The 22,308-nt window shown below is 48.9% G+C and carries 16 protein-coding genes; 12 read left to right on the forward strand and 4 right to left on the reverse strand.

Annotation, left to right across the window (positions count from 1 at the left end; translation table 11 throughout):
* From sufC to T491_RS0105525, 3 genes are read left to right on the forward strand one after another with little or no spacing between them, the layout of a single operon-like run.
* Entirely contained in the window at positions 1–756 is a 756-nt protein-coding gene (sufC, locus tag T491_RS0105515) for a Fe-S cluster assembly ATPase SufC (RefSeq protein WP_028902997.1), read from the forward strand.
* On the forward strand, positions 756–2,111 hold the full coding sequence (gene sufD, locus T491_RS0105520) for a Fe-S cluster assembly protein SufD (RefSeq protein WP_028902998.1): 1,356 nt from the start codon (positions 756–758) through the stop codon (positions 2,109–2,111). Before sufC ends, sufD begins: the two co-directional genes overlap by 1 nt.
* Before the next feature lie 25 nt (positions 2,112–2,136).
* Complete coding sequence (locus tag T491_RS0105525) at positions 2,137–3,357, forward strand: aminotransferase class V-fold PLP-dependent enzyme (RefSeq protein ID WP_028902999.1); 1,221 nt, start codon at positions 2,137–2,139, stop codon at positions 3,355–3,357.
* A gap of 32 nt (positions 3,358–3,389) precedes the next feature.
* On the opposite strand, the gene T491_RS17335 is transcribed toward T491_RS0105525, so the two are convergent.
* Entirely contained in the window at positions 3,390–6,041 is a 2,652-nt protein-coding gene (locus T491_RS17335) for a carbohydrate-binding protein (protein ID WP_081773255.1), read from the reverse strand.
* Positions 6,042–6,286: 245 nt separating this feature from the next.
* On the opposite strand from T491_RS17335, the gene T491_RS0105535 reads away from it, so the two are divergent.
* The gene (locus tag T491_RS0105535) at positions 6,287–6,916 is read left to right on the forward strand and encodes a ribonuclease HII (RefSeq protein WP_028903000.1); all 630 of its coding nucleotides are present in this window, start codon (positions 6,287–6,289) and stop codon (positions 6,914–6,916) included.
* Between the two features lie 14 nt (positions 6,917–6,930).
* Positions 6,931–7,800, forward strand: coding sequence for a DMT family transporter (locus T491_RS0105540; RefSeq protein WP_028903001.1), 870 nt, complete (start codon positions 6,931–6,933; stop codon positions 7,798–7,800).
* 100 nt (positions 7,801–7,900) lie between these two features.
* Here T491_RS0105540 and T491_RS0105545 read toward each other — a convergent pair whose 3' ends face one another.
* Positions 7,901–10,768 (reverse strand): pitrilysin family protein, encoded by a 2,868-nt coding sequence (locus tag T491_RS0105545; protein WP_051522991.1) that lies wholly within the window; start codon positions 10,766–10,768, stop codon positions 7,901–7,903.
* Between the two features lie 129 nt (positions 10,769–10,897).
* On the opposite strand from T491_RS0105545, the gene gpmI reads away from it, so the two are divergent.
* From gpmI to T491_RS0105560, 3 genes are read left to right on the forward strand one after another with little or no spacing between them, the layout of a single operon-like run.
* Positions 10,898–12,418: a 2,3-bisphosphoglycerate-independent phosphoglycerate mutase gene (gpmI, locus tag T491_RS0105550; protein ID WP_028903003.1), complete on the forward strand. Its 1,521-nt coding sequence runs from the start codon at positions 10,898–10,900 to the stop codon at positions 12,416–12,418.
* Positions 12,419–12,424: 6 nt separating this feature from the next.
* On the forward strand, positions 12,425–13,090 hold the full coding sequence (locus T491_RS0105555; protein ID WP_028903004.1) for a uracil-DNA glycosylase: 666 nt from the start codon (positions 12,425–12,427) through the stop codon (positions 13,088–13,090).
* Positions 13,091–13,110: 20 nt separating this feature from the next.
* A complete protein-coding gene (locus T491_RS0105560) occupies positions 13,111–13,743 on the forward strand; it encodes a DUF3109 family protein (protein WP_028903005.1) in 633 nt (210 codons plus the stop codon).
* On the opposite strand, the gene T491_RS0105565 is transcribed toward T491_RS0105560, so the two are convergent.
* Complete coding sequence (locus T491_RS0105565; RefSeq protein WP_028903006.1) at positions 13,738–14,625, reverse strand: AraC family transcriptional regulator; 888 nt, start codon at positions 14,623–14,625, stop codon at positions 13,738–13,740. The two genes, T491_RS0105560 and T491_RS0105565, sit on opposite strands and share 6 nt — an antisense overlap.
* Complete coding sequence (locus T491_RS0105570; RefSeq protein WP_028903007.1) at positions 14,619–17,042, reverse strand: glycoside hydrolase N-terminal domain-containing protein; 2,424 nt, start codon at positions 17,040–17,042, stop codon at positions 14,619–14,621. Before T491_RS0105570 ends, T491_RS0105565 begins: the two co-directional genes overlap by 7 nt.
* Before the next feature lie 86 nt (positions 17,043–17,128).
* Here T491_RS0105570 and T491_RS0105575 point away from each other — a divergent pair, with 86 nt between their 5' ends.
* The 4 genes from T491_RS0105575 to T491_RS0105590 are packed head-to-tail and all read left to right on the forward strand — an operon-like array spanning position 17,129 to position 22,306.
* Positions 17,129–17,965 carry a phosphate acyltransferase gene (locus tag T491_RS0105575; protein ID WP_028903008.1) on the forward strand — a complete coding sequence of 279 codons (837 nt, stop codon included), beginning with the start codon at positions 17,129–17,131 and terminating at the stop codon, positions 17,963–17,965.
* Positions 17,965–19,035 (forward strand): butyrate kinase, encoded by a 1,071-nt coding sequence (gene buk / locus T491_RS0105580; protein WP_033147368.1) that lies wholly within the window; start codon positions 17,965–17,967, stop codon positions 19,033–19,035. The genes T491_RS0105575 and buk overlap by 1 nt, the downstream gene beginning before the upstream one ends.
* Positions 19,036–19,055: 20 nt before the next feature.
* Positions 19,056–20,405, forward strand: a complete 1,350-nt coding sequence (locus T491_RS0105585) for a HAMP domain-containing protein (RefSeq protein ID WP_033147367.1) — start codon at positions 19,056–19,058, stop codon at positions 20,403–20,405.
* Positions 20,402–22,306: an ATP-binding protein gene (locus T491_RS0105590; protein ID WP_028903011.1), complete on the forward strand. Its 1,905-nt coding sequence runs from the start codon at positions 20,402–20,404 to the stop codon at positions 22,304–22,306. The genes T491_RS0105585 and T491_RS0105590 overlap by 4 nt, the downstream gene beginning before the upstream one ends.
* The last annotated feature ends 2 nt before the right edge of the window (positions 22,307–22,308 follow it).

The raw sequence follows: 22,308 nt of genomic DNA on the forward strand, positions 1-22,308 counted from the left end.
ATGTTAGAAGTAAAGAACTTACACGCCAAGATTGGCGATAAAGAGATATTAAAAGGCATCGACCTCGTGATTAACGATGGTGAGACACATGCCATCATGGGACCTAACGGTTCAGGTAAATCAACCTTGAGTGCTGTGCTTGTGGGTAATCCACTCTACGAGGTGACTGAGGGTGAGGCTTACTTCAATGGCAAGAACCTGCTGGAGATGAAGCCTGAGGACCGTGCCCACGAGGGGCTGTTCCTGTCGTTCCAGTATCCAGTTGAGATTCCTGGTGTTTCGATGACCAACTTCATGAAGGCTGCCATCAACGAGAAGCGTAAGTATCAGGGCTTAGATCCTATGAACGCAGCTGAGTTTCTGAAGCTGCAGCGCGAGAAACGTAAGATTGTTGAGCTCGACTCGAAGCTGGCTAACCGCTCGGTGAACGAGGGCTTTAGCGGTGGTGAGAAGAAACGTAACGAGATTTTCCAGATGGCTATGCTGGAGCCTAAGCTCAGTATTCTCGATGAGACTGACTCAGGTCTGGACGTTGACGCTATGCGTATTGTGGCCGAAGGTGTTAACAAGTTGCAAACACCGGAGACTTCATGCATTGTCATCACCCACTACGACCGTTTGCTTGAGATGATCAAGCCTCAGTTTGTACATGTGCTCTACAAGGGACGCATCGTGAAGACTGGTGGTCCTGAACTGGCTGTTCAGATTCAGGAGCACGGCTACGATTGGATTAAGGAAGAAATAGGAGAGGAATAATGAGTAGCGAGAAGCAATACATAGAGCTCTACGAGCAGGCACGAGAGATGATTTTCTCGCATGCTCCAGAGTCGATGAACGTGGTGCGCGATCAGGCCTTTGAGGACTTCCGCAAGCAGGGCTTCCCATCCAAAAAGGTGGAGCGCTACAAGTACACCGATATGCAGAAGCTGTTTGAGCCTGACTATGGTGTGAACCTCAGCCGACTGCAGATTCCCGTCGATCCTTATGAGGCTTTCCGTTGCGATGTACCTAATCTGAGCACCAGCCTCTATTTCGTGGTTAACGATATGTTCTATCACGATGAGAAGCCAAAAGGTCATCTGCCTGAAGGTGTGATTATCGGCTCAATGCGCGATTATCCGGAGTTGGTGAGCAAATATTACACCAAGCTGGCAAAGACCAGTGAGGATGCTATCACAGCGTTGAACACCATGTTGGCACAGGATGGTATGCTGGTTTATGTGCCCAGGAATGTCAAAGTTGATCGTGCTATTCAGGTCATCAACATCCTGAAGGGTACACCGCAGAATGCTCAGCGTGCTGTGCCTGACTTGATGGTGAACCGTCGTGTGCTGATTGTACTTGAAGAGGGCGCAGAAATCAAGATGCTTTTTTGCGACCATGCTGCCGATGATAAGAACTTCTTAGCCACACAGGTCATTGAGGCTTACGTAGGCGAGAATGCATCGTTAGACCTCTATTGCATGGAAGAGACGCATCATAAGAATGTGCGTGTAAGCAATGTATATATCGACCAGCAGGCCAACAGTCGTGTAAACCATAATGTGATTACCCTGCATAATGGTATCACTCGAAACAAGCTCGACCTAACCTTCAGTGGTGAGGGGGCTGAGTGTCAATGTTACGGTTGCGTGATTGCCGACAAACAGCAGCATGTGGATAATAACACGCTGATTGTGCACAAGGTACCACACTGCACCAGTCAGGAGTTGTATAAGTATGTGCTTGATGATAAGTCGACAGGTGCTTTTGCTGGTCGTGTGCTGGTAGAGCATGGCGCTCAGAAGACCTCTTCGCAAATGACTAATCAGAATCTGACAGCCACCAAAGAGGCACGTATGTACACTCAGCCTATGCTGGAGATTTATGCCGATGACGTGAAGTGTGCGCACGGATCGACTGTCGGTCAGCTGAACGATGCTGCCTTGTTCTATATGCGTCAGCGTGGTATCTCGTTGCAGGAGGCCAAAGTGCTGCTGCAAAACGCCTTTATCAACGAGGTTATCGATCACATGCAATTGGAGCCACTGCGCGATCGCCTGCACTATCTGGTAGAGAAACGATTCCGTGGCGAGCTGAATAAGTGCTCAGGCTGCAAACTCTGCAAATAAAAAACAGTTCAAAGCTCAAAGTTCAATGTTTAATATAAATAAGGTACGCGAGGATTTCCCCATTCTGGGACGCGAGGTGTATAAGAAGCCGCTGGTTTATCTCGATAATGCGGCAACCACGCAGAAGCCGCTGATGGTACTCGATGCCATGCGCGACGAGTATCTCAATGTGAACGCCAACGTGCATCGCGGTGTACACTACCTTTCGCAGCAGGCTACTGACTTGCATGAGGCGGCACGTGAAAAAGTGCGTGGTTTTATCAATGCCCGTAAGATTGAGGAAATCATCTTTACGCGTGGTACTACTGAGGCAATAAACTTAGTGGCTCAGTCGTTCTGCGAATCGCAGATGCAGGCTGGTGATGAGGTGATTGTGACAGACATGGAGCATCACTCAAACATCGTATCTTGGCAGTTACAGGCCATGAAACGAGGCATCGTGGTTAAGCATATCCCCATTACCGACGATGGTATCTTGTGTATCGACCAGCTGGAGCAGCTCATTACCCCCAAAACCAAGATTGTAAGCGTGGCCCACGTAAGCAATGTGCTGGGAACAGTTAATCCTGTAGAGCAGATTATCAAGACTGCCCACGCCCATAACATCCCCGTGCTGGTGGATGGTGCCCAGAGCGCTCCCCACTTCAAGGTGGATGTACAAACTATGGATTGTGACTTCTTCGCCTTCAGTGGTCATAAGATGTACGGTCCTACCGGTATTGGCGTGCTGTATGGCAAAGAGGAGTGGCTCGAGAAACTGCCTCCTTATCAGGGCGGTGGTGAGATGATTGACAAAGTAACCTGGGAGAAGACTACTTTCGAGCGTTTGCCTTTTAAGTTCGAGGCTGGCACACCTGATTACGTGGCCACTCACGGACTGGCAAAAGCCATCGAATATATCGACGCTATCGGCTTTGATGCCATTCAGCAGCATGAACAGGCTCTTACCAGATATTGTATGGAGCAGCTCATGACCATTGATGGCATGACAATCTACGGCCCTATGGATGCCTCGAAGAAGGATGCTGTTGTGTCGTTTAATGTAGGCCATATCCATCATTTGGATATGGGTACCTTGCTCGACCGCTTAGGTATAGCTGTTCGTACCGGTCACCATTGCGCTCAACCGCTGATGGATCGTCTGCAGATATCAGGAACCGTTCGTGCTTCGTTCGCTCTCTATAATACCCAGGATGAGATAGATGTCCTTGTGGCTGGCATCCGTAGGGTAGCCCAGATGTTCTGAAGACTGACGGTAGAAGATTAATAGAAAGGTGCTCATTGCAGCACCTTTCTTCTGTTTTTAATGACCAGACCAGTCTGGTTTTCTTTCACGCGATGACCTAACAGATTGTAGGTCTTACTTGAGCGGGGCTCCTTCTTCGTGCCTTTAATGCCTGTGTTTGTAAGGGGGTTATAGGTGATGGAGAAGTTGTCGAAGCAGCACCAGCTCTCTTCCTGATGGTTGCTCAGTTCGATGCCGATAGTCAGAGTGCCTTTCTTCTCCAGCTTGTAGGTGATGACATTTTCATAGGCGCCTTCGGAGAAGCGGGTTTCTGCAGCGTGCATGCTATGGGGATAGCCGTTCTGATTATCCACCCAGCCATATTTCGAAGCTTCTGGCCACTCTTCTGAGAACAGGGACTTAACCTTCTGGGTTTCGCTGTTCACGTAGAAGTAGGTCTCATTGTTTTCTGTACCTGCTCTATAAGCCTCACCGCCATCATTCTTGCCTACACGTATCAGGGCGTTGCATTTCACGGTGTAGATGCCTGGCTTCATGCTACCCAGCTGCTGGTACATATCGAAGTCTTTATTAAACTCCTCACCGCATCCTGAGCGATAGGTAGGATTGCCTCGCCAACCAGTATTCTTCGAGAAGTCATAGTTGGTTAGCAGGAGTGTCATATCCAACTCCTCACCCTCATGAGGCTGAGCTTCTTCGGCTCTGAAATAATTGCCGACAGCAGTCTTCAATGTGCTCAGTATGCTGTTAACCTTGGTGGTTGTTGTGGCCTGTGACAAGGCGCCATCGGCAGTTTCCATTGCATGTCTGAGCGCTGTCAGTGCCGTTGATTCCAAGCTTGCGTTGATGTTCTTTTCAACGTTACTTTTCCATAGGCTGAACTCCTTGCAGAGTGGTATCATCGTGTCGATGGCAGTCAGTGAGCTCTCAACCTCATTCAACGCGTTTTTCTTATCTTCGGTGGTCAGATTGGTATCACTGGCTTGAATGGCTAGCTGGTTAACCTTTTGGATGAAGGCTGTAGGTAGGATGTTGCTGTTTGCAAGGCTTACCATTCGGGCTGTGGTCTCGTTGAGCTGACGGTTCAGAATCATGGTCTCTCCCTGCTTTTCAACGGTCATATAGTCCAGATTGGGCATCCAGTCATTCTCGTTGTAGAGTTGGATGTTATTAGTACCAGCTTTCAGGTTGACAGCCAACTCAAACTCTTGAAAGTCGTTCCAGTCGGGGGTCTTCACATCTACTGTGCCAGCCTGTTCACCGTTTACTTCGACAGTGAATGATCGTGCAGCCTGTGAACCGGCATTAAATCGGAGCACATATTGCCCAGCCTCTGGTACATATACGTCGCGCCATTCCAAATAGTTACTTCTGCGATTGCCTAACCAGCCGGCAAATTCGCGACCGCTGGCAGCATCTGACGACTGGTAGATGGCGGTACCCAGTGCCTCGTTGTTAGCTACCTCTTGATAGTCGTGCAGGAACGCAGTCTCGGCCTCATAGAGATAACGTGTCAGCCTTTGCTCGGCGTTCAGGCTATAGATGCGTGTGCCATGGGCTGGAACGAGTACAGAGAGGGCGTGCTCCATCTGTCCCAAGTCTTCGTGTTCGAATAGGTCGCGTATTGTCACTTTGCCGCCCAGTTCGAGTTCGCCGAAACTGACGCACATCTGTACAGGCTTGTCAGAAGGATTATAGAGTGCTACAGCACGTGTGGTGCTGTGCAGATTCTGGATGTCTTTTACCAGCACATAGGTGTCGCCGATGTGCTGTACCACATAGGCTTGCAGCAGCAAGGGGTCCTGATTCAAGGCGATGAGCTCTGTATTTTTGAGCAGAGCTAAGGCGCGCTCGTTGATGGTGGCCATGTTGCAGCCAATGAGTAACGGACTGGCCATGATGCACCACATGCCGAAGTGAGTCTTGTCTTCCTCGGCTGTCATCGAACGGCCTACCTCCAGCATATCCATGTCGTTGAAACCGCCATCATAGCAGTAGGCTGACAGGTAGAGGTTATCCCTCAGAATGCCTTTCACTGACTCCCAGCCGTCGTAGATATCTGGAGTGGTGCGCCATGAGGTTGCTACGCCGTTACACCATGTGCCCGGATAGTCCCAGCGACAGATGTTATAGCGTACGTCGCGACCAGTGTTTACAATGGCATCGCGGATGCGTGTGTATTGTTCCTGCTCGTTCAGACTCAGGTTGCGACCTCCGCAGTAGTCTATCTTGATAAAATCGAATTCCAGGTCCTTGAAGTAGTAGTTGGCATCAACCTGCTCGTAGCCGTACATGCCTACATTGGTGTTCAGTACATCGCCGTTAGAGATGCTACCACAGGTACAGTCGCCTGCATCGCTATAGATACCTGCCTTGAGGCCTTTCGAGTGGATATAGTCGCTCACCACCTTCAGCCCGTTGGGGAATCTGACAGGGTGAATGCGTACCAATCCCTCTGCCGTGCGACCGTATTGGAATCCGTCGTCAATGTTGATGTACTCGTAGCCTACGTCTTTCAGACCTTGGTTGACCATCGCGTTGGCTTGTCCTTTGATAATGTCTTCTGAGATGTTCACCGAGAAGGTGTTCCAAGAACTCCAGCCCATTGTCGGACCTTTTTTAGTGCCTGCCATTGTCCCCATGCTGATGGCGAAAGTAAGCACTGTGATAAGAATCTGTTTCATTGTTATAATTTAATGTTTTAAGTTGGAATTTGCGATTGCAAAATTAGTTTTTTTCTTGCGTAATGCACGATTATCGATTCTTTGTATAAGTATTATTTTGAATACTGTGCTTTGATATTGCTGATTATCAGATATTTGCCGGTTTCCTGAAGAACGGATAGTATAACGTAAATATTCTGCGTCTTTGTTGTATTTGTCGCAGAGTTTTAGTACCTTTGCAGCCAAAATAGAAACAAATGTCGATTATGTTGGCAAGTCATTATTACGAAGGAAAGATAGAGGCAGGTTGCGACGAGGCTGGACGCGGATGTTTGGCCGGGAGTGTTTATGCAGCCGCTGTAATACTGCCTGATGGGTATCAGAACGAGTTGCTTAACGACTCGAAACAGCTGTCGGAGAAGAAACGCTATCAGCTGCGTGAGATGATTGAGCGCGACGCTGTGGCGTGGGCTGTGGGCATTGTGACGCCTGAGGAGATAGATAAGATAAATATCCTGAATGCTTCGATTCTTGCTATGCACAGGGCACTGGATCAGCTTAAGGTGCGTCCAGAGGCAGTTATCGTGGACGGCAATAAGTTTAAACCTTATAAGGATCCTGCTGATGGCAAACCATTGCCTCATACCACAATCGTGAAGGGCGATGGAAAGTACTTGGCTATTGCTGCTGCAAGCATTCTTGCCAAAACTTACCGTGATGACTATATGAATCAGTTGGCCGAGGAATATCCTCAGTACGACTGGCTGTCGAACAAGGGCTATCCTACCAAGAAACATCGTGAGGCCATCAGACAGTTTGGCATTACGCCGTATCATCGCAAAAGCTACAATCTGTTAGGCGATGGGCAACTGAGTATTGATTTTGGTGAATTCTAATAAAAACGATGATGATGAACGACACTCAACGCGGTTTCATTCAACTACATTTAAGTGTGATTCTGGCCGGTTTTACAGGCTTGTTTGGTCGACTGATTACCCTCAACGAGGTAGATATTGTATGGTATCGCATGCTGTTTACCAGCCTGATTCTGCTGGTGTTTACAGGTCTGCCTCGCGTAGGTTGGCGCAAGTTTCTGCAGTTGTGTGGTTGTGGAGCGCTGTTAGGGCTACACTGGATGCTGTTCTATGGTAGCATCAAGGCTTCTAACGTGTCGATTGGTGTCATCTGTTTCTCGTTGGTAGGCTTCTTCACAGCTTTGTTTGAGCCTGTCATCTATCATCGTCGTCTGTCGTTTACCGAATTGGTTTTCTCGCTCATCACCGTATTAGGTGTCTTTTGCATCTTTTCGTTTGATGCCCGCTATCGTTATGGCATTGGTATCGGAGTTGTGTCGTCGGCTGTTTGTGCGCTTTATGCCATCTGCAACAAGAAGGTCAGTGTGGGTGTACGCAGTCGTACGGTGCTGATGTATCAGATGTCGGGTGGTCTTGTGCTGGTAACGGCCATCATTCCTGTTTATCTCATGTTCTTCCCCAGCGCTCAACCTGTGGTGGTCATCCCTGATGGCAACAATTTGTGGTTCATGTTGTGCCATGCGTTGTTCTGCACCGTGGGTATGTATCTGTTGCAGATTCAGGCTCTGAAGTGCCTGTCGGCCTTCACCGTTAATCTTACCTACAACCTCGAGCCCTGCTATACTATCATCTTAGCGTTCCTTATCTTCGGCGAGGGCCGCGAAATTAATTTCTCGTTCTATATCGGCATCGCTCTTATCCTGCTGAGCGTCCTGCTTCAAACCCGTCGTGCCCTGCGTTTTTAGAACGCGTCGTAGCAAAAAATTCATCGCGTTATAGATTTTGCTACAACGCGATGGAAAAAAACTAGTGGTTTACAGATGTGGCAAATTCTTTCTGCGGGACTTATCTGTAAACATCCTCTTTTTTGAGTTCAATGACCTTGCCATATCGGGTCAGAGCTTGAAGGTCGGTTTGTTTCTTGTCGCCGATGATGAGCCAGACACGATTCTTATTGCTACCGATATGCTGCTGATGGAACTGCTCTACTTCCTGTGCTGTGATGGCGGGTACCAGTTGGGCTGTCTTGGCGTTGGAATCGGTAGTATAGCCCTCGCGCAGTTGATTGGCTACGTATTTGGCTATCGAACGGAAAGTAGGGTAGGCATTCTGGATATCACTGAGTATGCTCTGGCGGGCAGCATCAAGGTTCTCTTCTTTCATGGGTAACTGATGCAAAAGCGAGTCGATGGTAGCCATTGTCTCCATCGTTTTATCGGCCTGAGTGCCTGTAGCGGTAATATAGCCTAAGGTGGCCTCTGGATGCTTTGCCAGACTGCTGCGATAGCCACTGCCGCCTGTTGAGTAGGCCAGTGAACGGAATTCACGCACGTTCTGGAATAGTACCGATGTCATACCACCGCCAAAGTACTCGTCCCACAGCTTGAACTTGGCTCTTTCTTCGGCTGTGGTCAGAGGGGCGATGGCGTCATAGCTTACTACGTAGTTCTGGCGCGACTTAGGTACATTGTAGAAGAATACGGTGGGCTCCTGGTACTGCTGCAAGGGGTGGAACGTATCGGCTATCGGTTTGCTGCACTGCTGTAGAGGCAGGGCCTGAAGCGAAGCCTGAGCTACTTCGTTGATGGTTTTACGACCGCAATAGAACAAGTCGCAGTCATACTGCTGAAGCTCATGGAACAGGCTGATTAAATCGTCGTTTTTCAAGGCTTTGATTTCCTTCTTCGACAGTTGGTTGAGATAAGATGACCGGCTGCCGTAGACTATGCGGTGATAAGCTGGGCGTAGCACGTCGTCCTTCTGCTTTCCAAAACTCTTGCGATCTACCTTGTCGGCATCCTTAGCCTCGCTCAGGGCTTCGTTGTCGCCCTTGGCTTCGCGCAGGAAATGAGCCAGCAGTCTGAGAGCGGGTACAAATTGGGTGTCGGGACCAGTCAGATTGAGGCTGAAGGCAACATCGCCTGGTACTACCTCCATTGTGGTGTTGATGTGCTGCCAAGCCTGTTCGAGCTGCTGTTTCTTGAGCGAGTCAGTGCCTAATGCCGAGAGATATCCTCCCAGGATCTTGAGTGCAGGGGTGTGGATATCGCCATCCTGATAGCGTAGGGTGAAGGTGAAGATATCGTTGATGGGATTCTGTTTATAATACAGGGTGACGTGATTGTTCAGTTTCTGGGTACTCACGTCGTTTTTGAAGTCAACAGTGCGAATAGTTGTCTGCTTTATGGGAATCTGCTCTAACTGCTTGGCAAAGACCGATTTTGCATTCATGTTTTTGGGAGCGATTGGCTTATAACCTGGTTGTTTCAGTGTCTCCTTGGCGGGGGTGCCGAATTTCTTGGTGAGGGTGATGTGATTAGCTCCGTAGTACTTCTTTGCGGCTGCTACTACGTCGGCTTTGGTGATGCGTTTGATGTTCTCAATCTTATTCAGCAAATCCTGCCAGGTTTTGCCTTTTGAGAACAGGTCGACCAGCAGGTCCGAACGTCTACTGATGGTTTCAAGACTTTGTTCGGCCTCCATCACCATCTCTTGTTTCAGTGCCTCCAATTGGCTGTCGCTGAACTGACCGTTCATGACGGCCTGTATCTGCTCTACGACGCGTGCCTCTGCCGTCTTCATCTTGCCCAAAAGCTTGGGGATGATGAGCACTGCAGAACCTGCGGCATCGTCGAAACCAATGTTTACGGCCAGCGCTAACATCACCTTGTGCTCGTTCATCAGTGAGTCGAGCAAGCCTGCTTTACCGTTCGACAGCAGACTGTTGGCCAGTTCGAGGGCAGCAGCATCTGGCTCGAAATCGGTGGCTCCTTTGAAGACCATCGCCTCGGCACTGATCAGCGGGATGGGAAGTTTAACTTCTTGATGCTCGCCTTCCTGAATATCGGGCATCGGGCTATAGCTGCGTTCTGGAACAGGACCAGTCTGCACACGACCGAAGGTCTGCTCCAACAAGGCTGTCAGCGTGCTATCAGGTCTGATGTCACCACATAGGATGAGCCCCATGTTGGAGGCGACATAGTACTTCTTATAGAAGGCTGCCATGTCCGACAGGCGCGGGTTCTTCAGATTTTCGGTAGAGCCGAGGATAGGGTATGCGTAAGGCTGGGTTTTGAATACGGTGCCCAATATTTTCTCTTGCACGTCGCCCATGCCATCAGCTGATCGGTTTTTCTCTTCGTACACATTCTCCAGTTCACCTTGGAATCCGCGGAATACAGGTGTTATCAGTCGTTCCGAGTTCAGCCAACACCACTGTTCTATAAACTGGGGCATGAACACGTTGTGATAGAAAGTCATGTCGTAGCCTGTTCCCGCATTCAGGTCGCTACCGCCGTATTTCGCTATCAGCCGGCTGAACTCATTGGGAATCATGAAGTCGGCAGCCTTCAGGCTTAGTTTATTGATATGCTGCTGAATGCGTGTGCGTTCGGCATCGTCTTTGGTTTGAGAGAGTAGGTCGTATTGAGACGAGATGCTGTCGAGCCATGGTTTCTCGGATGCATAGTCGATGGTCCCCATGCGGTCTGTTCCTTTAAACATGATGTGCTCAAAATAATGGGCGATACCTGTATTGGGACAATCCTTGCCGCCAGCCCTAACAACTACAGCACCAAAGATCTTAGGCTGTGAGTGGTCTTCGTTTAGCCACACGGTCATACCGTTACTCAGTTTAAATGCCTTGACTTCCAGTTGCGCTCTGCTAACTGTACATGTCAAGATGGTTATCAGAAGTAATAGAAAGCGCCTCATACTCAATTATTTGCTTGTTATTGGGGACAAAGGTAAGAAATTAATATGAATATGAAATATGAATTGCGATTTTTTTTGTACCTTTGCAGCGCAAAATTAAGAACGTACGTTTAAATTAGTAATAAGATTATGGCAAAGAAAGCATTATTGATGATTCTCGATGGATGGGGAATCGGTAAGCATGGTAAGGGTGACGTTATTTTCAACACGCCAACTCCTTATCTCGATCTGTTAACAGCTACTTCAGCTCACTCTCAGCTCCAGGCATCTGGTGAGGATGTAGGTCTGCCCGATGGACAGATGGGTAACTCTGAGGTAGGCCACCTGAACATAGGTGCTGGACGCATCGTTTATCAGGACCTGGTAAAGATTAACCGTGCCTGCAAGGACGGCTCTATCATGGAGAATCCTCAGGTGAAGGCTGCTTACACTTATGCCAAGGAGAATAACAAGAAGCTGCACCTGATGGGTCTGACCTCTGACGGTGGTGTACATTCTTCACTCGACCACCTGTTCAAGCTCATCGAGATTGGTAAGGCTTACGGACTGAAGAACCAGACTTTCGTGCACTGCTTTATGGACGGTCGTGATACCGACCCTAAGAGCGGTAAGGGCTTTATCGAGCAGATCAGTAAGGTTTGTGCCGATAACGATGCTGCTATCGCATCAATTGTAGGTCGTTTCTACGCTATGGACCGTGATAAGCGTTGGGAGCGTGTGAAAGAGGGTTACGACCTGATTGTGAACGGTACTGGTAAGCAGAGCACCGATATGGTTGCTGCTATGCAGGAGAGCTACGACGAGGGTGTAACCGACGAGTTTGTTAAGCCAATCCACAATGCCGCTGTTAACGGTTGTATCGAAGAGGGTGATGTAGTTATCTTCATCAACTTCCGTAACGACCGTGCTAAGGAGATGACTATCGCTCTGACTCAGGAGGATATGCCAGAGCAGGGCATGAAGACTATACCTGGCCTGCAGTACTATTGCATGACTCCATACGATGCTAACTTCAAAGGTGTGAACATCCTGTTCCCCAAGGAGAACGTTGAGAACACGCTGGGCGAGTACCTGAGCAAGCAGGGCAAGAAGCAGCTGCACACAGCCGAGACCGAGAAGTATGCTCACGTAACATTCTTCTTCAACGGTGGTCGCGAGCAGCCATACGAGGGCGAGGATCGTATCCTGGTTCCAAGTCCAAAGGTTGCTACTTACGACCTGAAGCCTGAGATGAGTGCTTTCGAGGTAAAGGATAAGTTGGTGGCAGCAATCAACGAGGCTAAGTACGACTTTATCGTAGTTAACTTTGCTAATGGCGACATGGTAGGTCACACTGGTATCTACAACGCTATTGCTAAGGCTGTTTGGGCTGTTGACAACTGTGTGAAGGATGTAATCGAGGCTGCTAAGGCTAATGATTATGAGGCTATCATCATTGCCGACCACGGTAATGCCGATAATGCTATTAACGCCGATGGTACTCCAAATACCGCTCACTCACTGAACCCCGTTCCTTTCATCTATGTAACCAACAATAACTCGGCTACAGTTAAGGACGGACGTCTGGCCGACGTGGCTCCTTCAATCCTGCACATCATGGGTCTGGAGCAGCCTGCCGATATGACTGGTGAGAACCTTATTTGCGATTAATAAATAATGGATGTTCAGATAGAACAAAGCTGGAAACAGCATTTATTTGGTGAGTTCGACAAGGATTATTTTGTCGGGCTCACCAATTCTGTTCGTGCAGAGTACAGTCAATATACCTGTTATCCTCCCGGCAAACTGATTTTTAATGCTTTTAATCTCTGCCCGTTCGACAAAGTGAAAGTGGTGATTATAGGTCAGGACCCCTACCACGAGCCAGGACAGGCTCACGGACTGAGTTTCTCGGTTCAGGATGGTATCCAGTTCCCGCCTTCGCTGCAGAATATTTTCAAGGAGATTCAGGCCGACCTTGGTACACCTATCCCCACATCGGGCAATCTTACCCGTTGGGCAGAGCAGGGCGTGCTGCTGCTTAATGCATCGCTAACCGTTCGTGCCCATCAGGCCAATAGTCATTCGGCTTTAGGGTGGCAGAAGTTTACCGATGCCGCAATACAGGCGTTGGCCAAGAACCGCCAGCATCTGGTGTATATGCTGTGGGGTGGCTATGCCCGCTCAAAGGCGTATATGATTGACAAGCAGAACAATCTGGTGCTTGAGAGTGTACACCCCTCGCCATTGAGTGCCAATCGTGGCGGCTGGTTTGGTCAGCACCAATTCTCGCGCTGTAATGCCTATCTGGAACAAAACGGCCAGACTCCCATCCAGTGGTAATCAAAATTCTCAATTCTCAATTGAAAACAATTCCTCCAATTATACAAGTAGGTGATGTGTTGCTCTCGTCGGAAATACTGACGGAGAAGTTTTGTTGTGACCTGAGCGTTTGCAAGGGCGAGTGTTGTGTTGAAGGCGATGCTGGCGCCCCTGTGACGATGGACGAGATAGCGCAGATTGAAGACTGTGTGGATGCAGTGTGGGACGACCTCTCGGCATCGGCTCAGGCTGTGATTGATAAGCAGGGCGTGGCCTATACCGACCAAGAGGGTGACTTGGTGACCAGTATCGTTGGAGGTAAGGATTGTGTGTTTACCTATTATGGTGATATTGAAGACTGGAACACTCGTCTGCCTATCAAGAACTGTTGCCTCTGTGCATTAGAAAAGGCTTTCAGAGCAGGGCAAACCTATTTCTGCAAGCCTATCAGTTGTGCCCTTTATCCCATCCGCGAGAAGAAACTTGGTGGCGGTTTGGTAGGCCTGAATTACAACCGTTGGAATGTCTGTAAGATGGCTATTGCTAAAGGTATTCAGGAAAACCTGTACCTTTATCAGTTTCTGCGCGATCCGCTCATACGTCGCTTCGGTGAGGCTTGGTATCAGGAGTTGCTTGATACTGTCAGCCAACTGAAGGAACAGGGATACCTATGATTTGCGGTATTCTGATGGTGACATCCCCACATGTTCCTTAAAGTATTTGCCAAGGAAACTCTGGTTGGGGAAGTTCATCTCTTCGGTAATTTCTTTGATGTTCTTACTTGTGTTCCTCAGCATCACGCGTAATTCCATCGTGACATAGTTCTCAATCCATTCGGCAGCTGTTCGTCCGCTGATACGTTTTACGGCTGTCGACAGATACTTAGGCGTGATGGATAGCTGTTGGGCGTACCAACTTACGCGGCGTTCGCGCTTGCAGTTTTCTTCAACCATCTTCAAGAATTTCGTAAATACCTTTTCTGAGCGCATCAGCGACTCGTCGAAGTTCTTCACTCTGTTTATAACGTTGCCTACATCGTAGAACATCGCTAACATCAGCGTGCGAATCAGGTCCTTGCGGAAGTGGTTGTGATCGTCGCTGATTTTCTGCTTAATGACGGTGAAGTAGTCTCTAAACGTCTTGATTTCTTTGGACTCCAGTTGCATTACTGGCTGCATGCGGGCAAAGACAAATAGCGAACTGACATCGTGGACTGTCTTGATGATTTCGTGGAAGAAGTCAACACTCATCATGATGCAGAGACCCTCCATGTCGTCAGAGGGGGCGTACTCATCAATGACGTGGCGTTCACTGACTATCAGCAAGTCGCCCTCCCTGACCACTTGTTCTTCTGTATCCATGCGGTATTTGATCTGCCCCTTGGTACAGAGGCCTATCAGGATGAAATTCATCTTTCTGGGGTCTGTGGGCATAGGAGCCAGATTTATTTTGTCCGACAGCAATAAGTCGTTGTCAAGACTAACTGATCCCACCCAGTCTTTGGCCTTTCCGAATTCCGAAGCCTGTATTGGAGTTTTATTATTAGTTTTTACCATGTTTTGATATTTTGTGTCTGACCGGATTTAAACTTCACAGTCTTCTGCTGGCCATTATATAATAGGGTGAGGGTTCCTGTCTTCTTGGCCTTGATACAGCACTTGCGTACTTTTCTGTCTTTCCATTCAAAGGAGACCTCGTAGCCGCCACGGGCGCACAGACCGCTAATGGCACCTTCTCTCCACTGCTCTGGGCATGCAGGCAACAATTCGATGATAGCCTTGCTATCCTTCAGTGTTGATTGCATCAGCATCTCGCAAACACCAGCTGTGCCGCCAAAGTTACCGTCGATCTGGAAGGGCGGGTGTGCATCAAACAGGTTGGGGTAGGTTCCACCGCCTTTATGCCACTCTTTCCAGTCGGTTTTTTTTGAACCGCGTGGAGCTATAGGTGTGAGGAGCTTCTGATAGATGTGATAAGCCTGCTGAGGCTTGTGCAGACGAGCCCAGAGGTTAATGCGCCAACCGGTACTCCAGCCTGTGGTCTTATCGCCTTTTATTTCAAGCGAACGCTCAGCAGCCTTCTGCAGTGTGGCATCAGTAAGATGATTGCCAGGATACAGACCGATAAGATGGCTCTGATGACGATGTTGGAAATCCCAGTCGTCCCAGTCGTAGTACCACTCGTTCAGGTCGCCCATGTGGCCGATTGTGTAAGGATGAAGTTTGGCCAGGGCCTTCTCCATCTCCTTGTTCTTCTTTCCGAGAACTTTGCCTGCGGCAATGGTGTTGATAAACAGCTCACGGATGATAGCCAGATCGGCGGTACCTCCATAGCATGTTGTGCCGTGATAGCCTTTGTCGGTCTTATACTCGTTTTCAGGCGATGTGCTTGGTGCGGTAATAAGTTCGCCTGGCTGCTTTGGGTTTTCGATGAGCCAGCGCAGACAGAACTGTGCGGCGCCATTCATTAGCGGATAGGCTACATTGCGCAGATATTCCTTATCTTGTGTAAACTGGTATCGCTCCCACAGAGTGTTTACCAACCAGGCGCCACCCATGTTCCAGTTACTCCATTCCGGACTTTCACGTTTCTCGCCTACAGGATTTGTCATTGCCCAGATGTCGCTGTTGTGACTAGAGCACCATCCTTCACCTATATTATAATAGTTCTTGGCAGTGAACTTTCCGTTGGCAGCAAGTCCTGCAATGAAACCATCCAGGGGTTCGGCCATCTCGGCCATGTTAGCCACAAATGCAGGCCAGTAGTTCTCCTCCAGATTGATGTTAACGGTATAGTTTCCACGCCAGGGCGACCAAAGCTGTGGTGCCCAAAGTCCCTGTAGGTTAGCTGGAACATTCTTTGTTCTCGATGATGAAATGAGCAGATAGCGTCCGAACTGGAAATACAGTTCCTCCAGATATTGCGACTGGTCGCCACCGTTAGTATAGTCGAGCAGCAGCTGGTCAGTAAGTCTGCGATCCTTTGCGCCTGGCAAATCGTTCGGGTTACGATTATTCTTGTTCAGACAGATCTTCACGCGGTCGTAGATTGCCTTATAATCAGCCAGATGGCGGGCATAAAACTCATCGTATGTGTAGTTCTCTGTGTGCCAGATATCACTTGTAATATCATTAAGATAGTCTGCACCTTCATGTACAGGGTGTTTGTCGAAACCGTTAAAGCTGGTTTCGTTCACAATATAAATAATTGCATCATGAGCGTTTTTTATTGTCAACGATGAATCACTGGCTGTAATTTCTCCATCTGTACTAGCTTTCAAAATCGTGCAGAAATGTGTGCTTTCCAAAGGATCGCCTGTAGCGTGACCTGTCATAGTGAGCTGTCCACTATTTCCCCAACGTCCTCTATCCGAAACGCCAAGGGCTGGGGGACCATTACGTTTTACCTGATGAGGTACCTGTGCTGTCAGTGCTATCTGGCAGTTGATGTCGCCACGCAGACGGATGGCTATCAGCTTATCAGGATTAGAGGCAAAATACTCTCGAGTGATGAGCTTGCCGTTTCGCAGATAGCTGTCGCGAACGATAGCCGAGTCGATATTCAGTGTACGCTGATAATGCTTTATCTCGCCCAGATTCAGATCCTTAATGTGCAGAGTACCTAGTGGCTGATAGTGCTGCGAGTTTGGTCCCTGCACATGCAACTGCAGCGAGTCGGCCAGCGCGTAGTTTTCTTCGAAAAGTGCCTTACGTATCGCAGGTATCCACTTGTGTGCATCGGCATCCAAGTTGCGGTCTACAGGCTTTCCTGTCCACAGCGTGATGTCATTCAGGTAAATCACGTTATCATCAGTACTACCATATATCAGAGCGCCTAGTTTTCCGTTACCAATGGGCAGAGATTCTTCGAAGTAAGTTGCGGGCTTATCATACTCTAATACCATTGGCGCCTGCTGTTGAGCTGTTGCCGTTAGGCATGTCATAGCTGATAATAGTAGGTAATTTCTCTTCATTTTTTTCGTTTTTATTGTATTCTGCTTGCAAAGATACAAAAAAGTTTGTATATTTGCGCCATTAAACCGATAAAAATAATAAACCTATGCAGTCGATCAGAACATTAAACGATATGATTGTCTTTCTCCAGCAGCGTGGCGACAAGAAGCGCGTGGCAGTGGTATGTGCCAATGACGCCAGTACTAGATATGCCGTAGAGAAAGGAAAAGAAATGGGATTTATCGAACCTATTTACGTGGATGGTGACGACAAGGAGGAGTGTGCACGCCGGGCCGTGGCTATGTGCAAGAATGGCGAGGCTGACATTCTGATGAAAGGTTTGGTGAATACGGATGTGCTTCTGAAGGCTATATTGGATAAGGAGAACGGTATTCTGCGTCCTGGACATGTACTTACCCATGTGGCGATGGCCGAGATACCTAAGTACGAGAAGCTACTGTTTTTTACCGATGCAGCCGTGATACCTGTACCCACCGAGGCTCAGCGCCGTCAGCAGATTCATTATATGAATTACGTGTGTCATGCTTTGGGTATCGAGGAACCACGTATCTCACTCATTCATTGTGCAGAAAAGGTAAGCGCAAAGACATTCCCTTATACCGTTGATTACTTGGAGATTATCGCGGAGGCTCAGACGGGTAAGTTTGGACGTTGCATCATTGACGGGCCGCTCGACCTAAAAACTTCACTCGACTCTGTAAGTCTTCGTGAGAAAGGAATTCATAGCGTGATTGATGGCCAGGCAGATGCGCTCATTTTTCCTGATATTGTGGCTGGCAATGTATTCTACAAAACCATCACCCTTTTTGGCTATGCAAAGACGGCTGGTGTGTTGCAGGGTACCCAGTGCTGTTGCGTGCTTCCATCGCGAGCAGACAGTCCTGATTCAAAATATTACTCATTAGCCTTGGCTGCTATATAATGAAGATATTAGTCATAAACCCTGGCTCAACCTCAACCAAGGTGGCGGTGTTCGAAGACGAAACGCCTGTGTTAGTACGTAACATCGTGCATAGCGCTGACGAACTAGCTCGTTTCGACGACGTAATAGAGCAGCAGGACTTTCGTCGTCAACTGGTGCTTGATGAGTTGCGCCAGGCCGAAATCCCTGTCGAGTTCGATGCTGTCATTGGTCGAGGAGGACTCGTAAAGCCCCTCGAAGGTGGTGTCTATGAAATTAATGATCTGATGATTAAGGATACCCATAGCGGTATTGCTCTCCATAATCACGCCTGCAATTTAGGTTGTCTTATTGCTCACGAGATTGCTGCGACCATCCCTCATTGCCGTTCGTTTATAGCCGATCCTGGTGTGGTGGACGAGTTGAACGACTATGCCCGTATCTCAGGTTCGCCACTCATGAACCGCATCTGTATCTGGCATGCCCTTAACCAGCGTGCCATTGCCCGCAGGTATGCGGCCGAGATTGGTAAGGAGTACGAGGACTTGAATCTGATTATCTGCCACATGGGGGGTGGTATCTCTATTGCGGTCCATGAAAAGGGGCGTGCTGTTGATGCCAACAACGCTCTGGATGGCGAGGGGCCGTTCTCACCCGAACGTGCCGGCTCGCTGCCTGCATCCGACCTGATTCGCCTCTGTTTTAGTGGGAAGTATAATGAGAAGCAGCTACTGAAGCGCATTGCTGGCAAGGCAGGACTGAATGCCCATCTGGGCACCAACGATGTGCGCGAGGTGTTGCGCCGCATCGAGGATTATGGCGACCAGCACGCCAAACTTATTCTCGATGCCATGATTTATCATGTGGCCAAGAACATCGCTTCTGAGAGTGCTGTGCTCTGTGGTCAGATTGATGCCATCCTGCTTACAGGTGGTCTTGCTCGGAGTGAATATATCGTGAGTCGTATCCGCGAGCGTGTAGGTTTTCTGGCGCCCATCCGATGTTTCCCAGGCGAAGATGAGATGGAAGCCTTGGCATTGAACGCCTTGGCGGTGTTGCGAGGTAAACGTAAAGCAAAGGAATACAAGTAAATAGAAATATGTAAGTAAGTATGACTAAGCTAACTAGATTAATCAAAGGGAAACTGTCAGTCAAGATCAGTCTGATGGCCGTCTCGGCTATGGCCGTTCTGCTCATAGCCTCATTGGTGGTCATGTTGCTCTACTCGCGCAAGAAAGTTAAAGAGGAAACCTTAGCCCGTGTTACCCAGACGCTCGATGCCACCGTGCAGAATATCGATAATATCCTGCTGAGTGTAGAGCAAACGGCAGGTAATGTATATTATAGTCTGGCACCTCATATCAACAATCCTGAGGCATTGGAATTATATCGCCGCAAACTGATTGATAGTAACCCATACGTGTCCGATTGCACCATCGCATTTGGCGATAGTTCGTTAACAGAGTCGAAGTGGTCTGTTAAACCTGTCCAAGAAGGGCATGAGCCGCTCATCTGTTTTAGTCTGCCTGTGCATAATCAGGCAGGTAAGCCTGTGGGGACTATTGGCGTTGATGTGTCGATAGGCCTGCTCTCCCGTATTGTGGCACAGGCCAAACCATCTGAGAACTCGTTCTGTGTGCTGCTTGACAGTTTAGGTAACTTTATTGTTCACCCCGATGCTGAAGAACTCATGCAGCAGTCGGCTATCGAGATATCGAAGGCTAATGCCGACGCAGGACTTAGTGAGGCTGTGCAGGCCATGATGTCTGGCGAAACAGACTATCGTGCATTCCGTTTGTGGGATAACATCTTCTATGTGTTTTTCAAACCCTTCAGCCGTAGCAGTGTGCGTGGGCGTACTATCGGTCATCTAGGGTGGAGTGCAGGCATTATTTATCCCGAACGCGATATCTTTGGCGATTACAATAACTTGAGATACTACGTGTTGGCCATCAGCATTGTGGGATTACTGCTCATGTATTTGCTTAGTCATGCTGTTATCAAGAGCCGCTTGAAACCTCTGCTCATGCTTACGGCCCAGGCGCAGCACATAGCCGAGGGCAACTTCAGCGAGCCCATCCCTAATAGCCGCCATATAGATGAGGTGGGACGTTTGCAGGATAACTTCCAGCTGATGCAACGCTCGCTGACAACCCAGATAGAAGAACTGGAGAATCTGAAGAATACCCTGTATTCGCGCTGCGAAGGTTTGCGACAGGCTTACGATCATGCTAAGAAGGCTGACCGTATGAAAACCTCGTTCCTGCATAACATGACTAACCAGATGATGGAGCCTGCCGATGCCATTGAACGGAATGTGCAGCAGCTCTGCAGTCAGTCTGATCGTAATACGGCACAGTTGGTAAGCGATATCCAAAAGAAGGGTAAGACCATCACTGAATTGCTGAAGAATCTGATATCAATGTCGGATGACGAAATGAGAAAGGAGGCCCGATCATGATTAATATCCGCAAGTCGTTCTCAACCAAACTCAGCGTGGCACTCCTGATTCTGGCTGCCCCCATCTTTGTCATCTCGCTGGGCGTGCTGTTCACCCAGTCGCGAAAAATGATTCGTAAAGAGGCCATCGGGCATGCCAGCAGCGTACTGAATGCCACCATGCAGCAGCTTAACCGGCATTTCCTGACAATCGAGACGGCTACCAATGCCAACCTGTGGCAGGTAGAACAAGCCTTTATGCCCGATTCGTTGTTGTATTTCGCCAACCGTATCGTTAGTCTCAATCCTCATATCGACGGCTGCTCTATCAGCGCTCAGCCTGATATGTTCCCCCAATATGGCCGTTATTTCTCTGCCTATTCGGTGCGTAAGGCCGACTCCGTGAGCACCGTCATCGAAGAACCTTACGAATACTTTAATAAGGTATGGTATAAAACACCTTGCCAGCAGAATGATGCCTGTTGGGTGGCTTACTACGATGAGGTGGATTCGTTACAGCTCACTCTCGATGGTATGCTGGCATCCTATTGCAAACCCCTCCATACGGCCGATGGCACGTTTGTAGGTGTGATTTCTACCGACCTGTCGCTGTTGCAACTCTCGCACGAAATGTCGGCTATGAAACCCTATCCCCATTCCTATTTCATGTTGCTTGATGAGCATGGCCGTTATTTTGTACATCCCGATTCAACACAGCTCTTTAAGCAAACCATTTTTACGGGAACCGACACCCGTAAACAGGCCGACCAGATAGTACTGGGCTATGAGATGACCAGTGGCAGGCAGGGTAATATGATGGTTAATATGGGGGGTGCCGATTGTATTGTGTGCTACCAGCCCGTGCCTGGCACCACGTGGAGCTTGGCCATTGTGTGTCCGGATAGCGATGTGATGGCTGGTTACCATCGTTTGACGTATATCGTGCTATCGCTGCTGGTGCTTGGTTTGTTGGTTATTATCCTGCTCAGTCATCGTGCTATGGCGCATACCATCCGTCCGCTGCACGAACTGCTGGATAAAACCCAGAGCATTGCAGCAGGTAATATGGATGTTACTATTCCTCGCACCACACGTATCGATGTGATAGGCCGTTTGCAGAACAGCTTTGCACAGATGCTGGAATCGCTGAACTACCATATGAAGAGTGTGCGCTTTGTGAGCGATCAGGCTCGCCAGCGCAACGAGGAGCTGCTGCAGGCTACCCGTATGGCTCAAGAGGCCGACCGCCAGAAGACCACTTTTATACAGAACGTTACCCACCAGATACGTACACCGCTGAATATCATTATGGGTTTTGCTCAGGTGTTGAGCGATGCTGGTAGCGGAAACCTGTCGGACGACGACCTGAAGAACGTTACCGACACCATGAATCATAATGCCACCCAGCTTAACCGCATGGTGCAGATGCTGTTCAATAGCTCTGATTCTGGTCTGAACGAGGAGATGAATTGCGATAAAACCGACACGCTGCCGTGCGTGCAAGCTGCCCACCAGGCTGCAGATGTAGTGCGCCAGCGCTATCCTGGTGTCAGTATCAGCATTCAGTCGCAACTGGCCGACGATTTCAGTGTGCTTACCAACCGCACCTATTTTATGCATGCGCTGTTGGAGCTGCTGTACAACGCCGCTAAGTATTCCGACGGAAAGCATGTTGAGTTGCATGTTTCGGTCGATGAGGCTATGGTTAACTTTGTGGTTCAGGATCAGGGTAACGGTATCCCTGAGGCCGAAGTAGAGCACCTGTTTAAGTTCTTTACCAAGGTCGACGACCTCTCCGAAGGTCTCGGCTTGGGTCTGCCGCTTGCCAAGCGCCACGCCCAGAACCTCGGCGGTGATGTCATCCTCGACACCACCTACCACTTCGGTTGCCGCTTCATCCTCACCATCCCAAATACAAATTAGAA

The sequence above is a fragment of the Prevotella sp. P6B4 genome, assembly GCF_000619985.1.
GTDB lineage: Bacteria > Bacteroidota > Bacteroidia > Bacteroidales > Bacteroidaceae > Prevotella.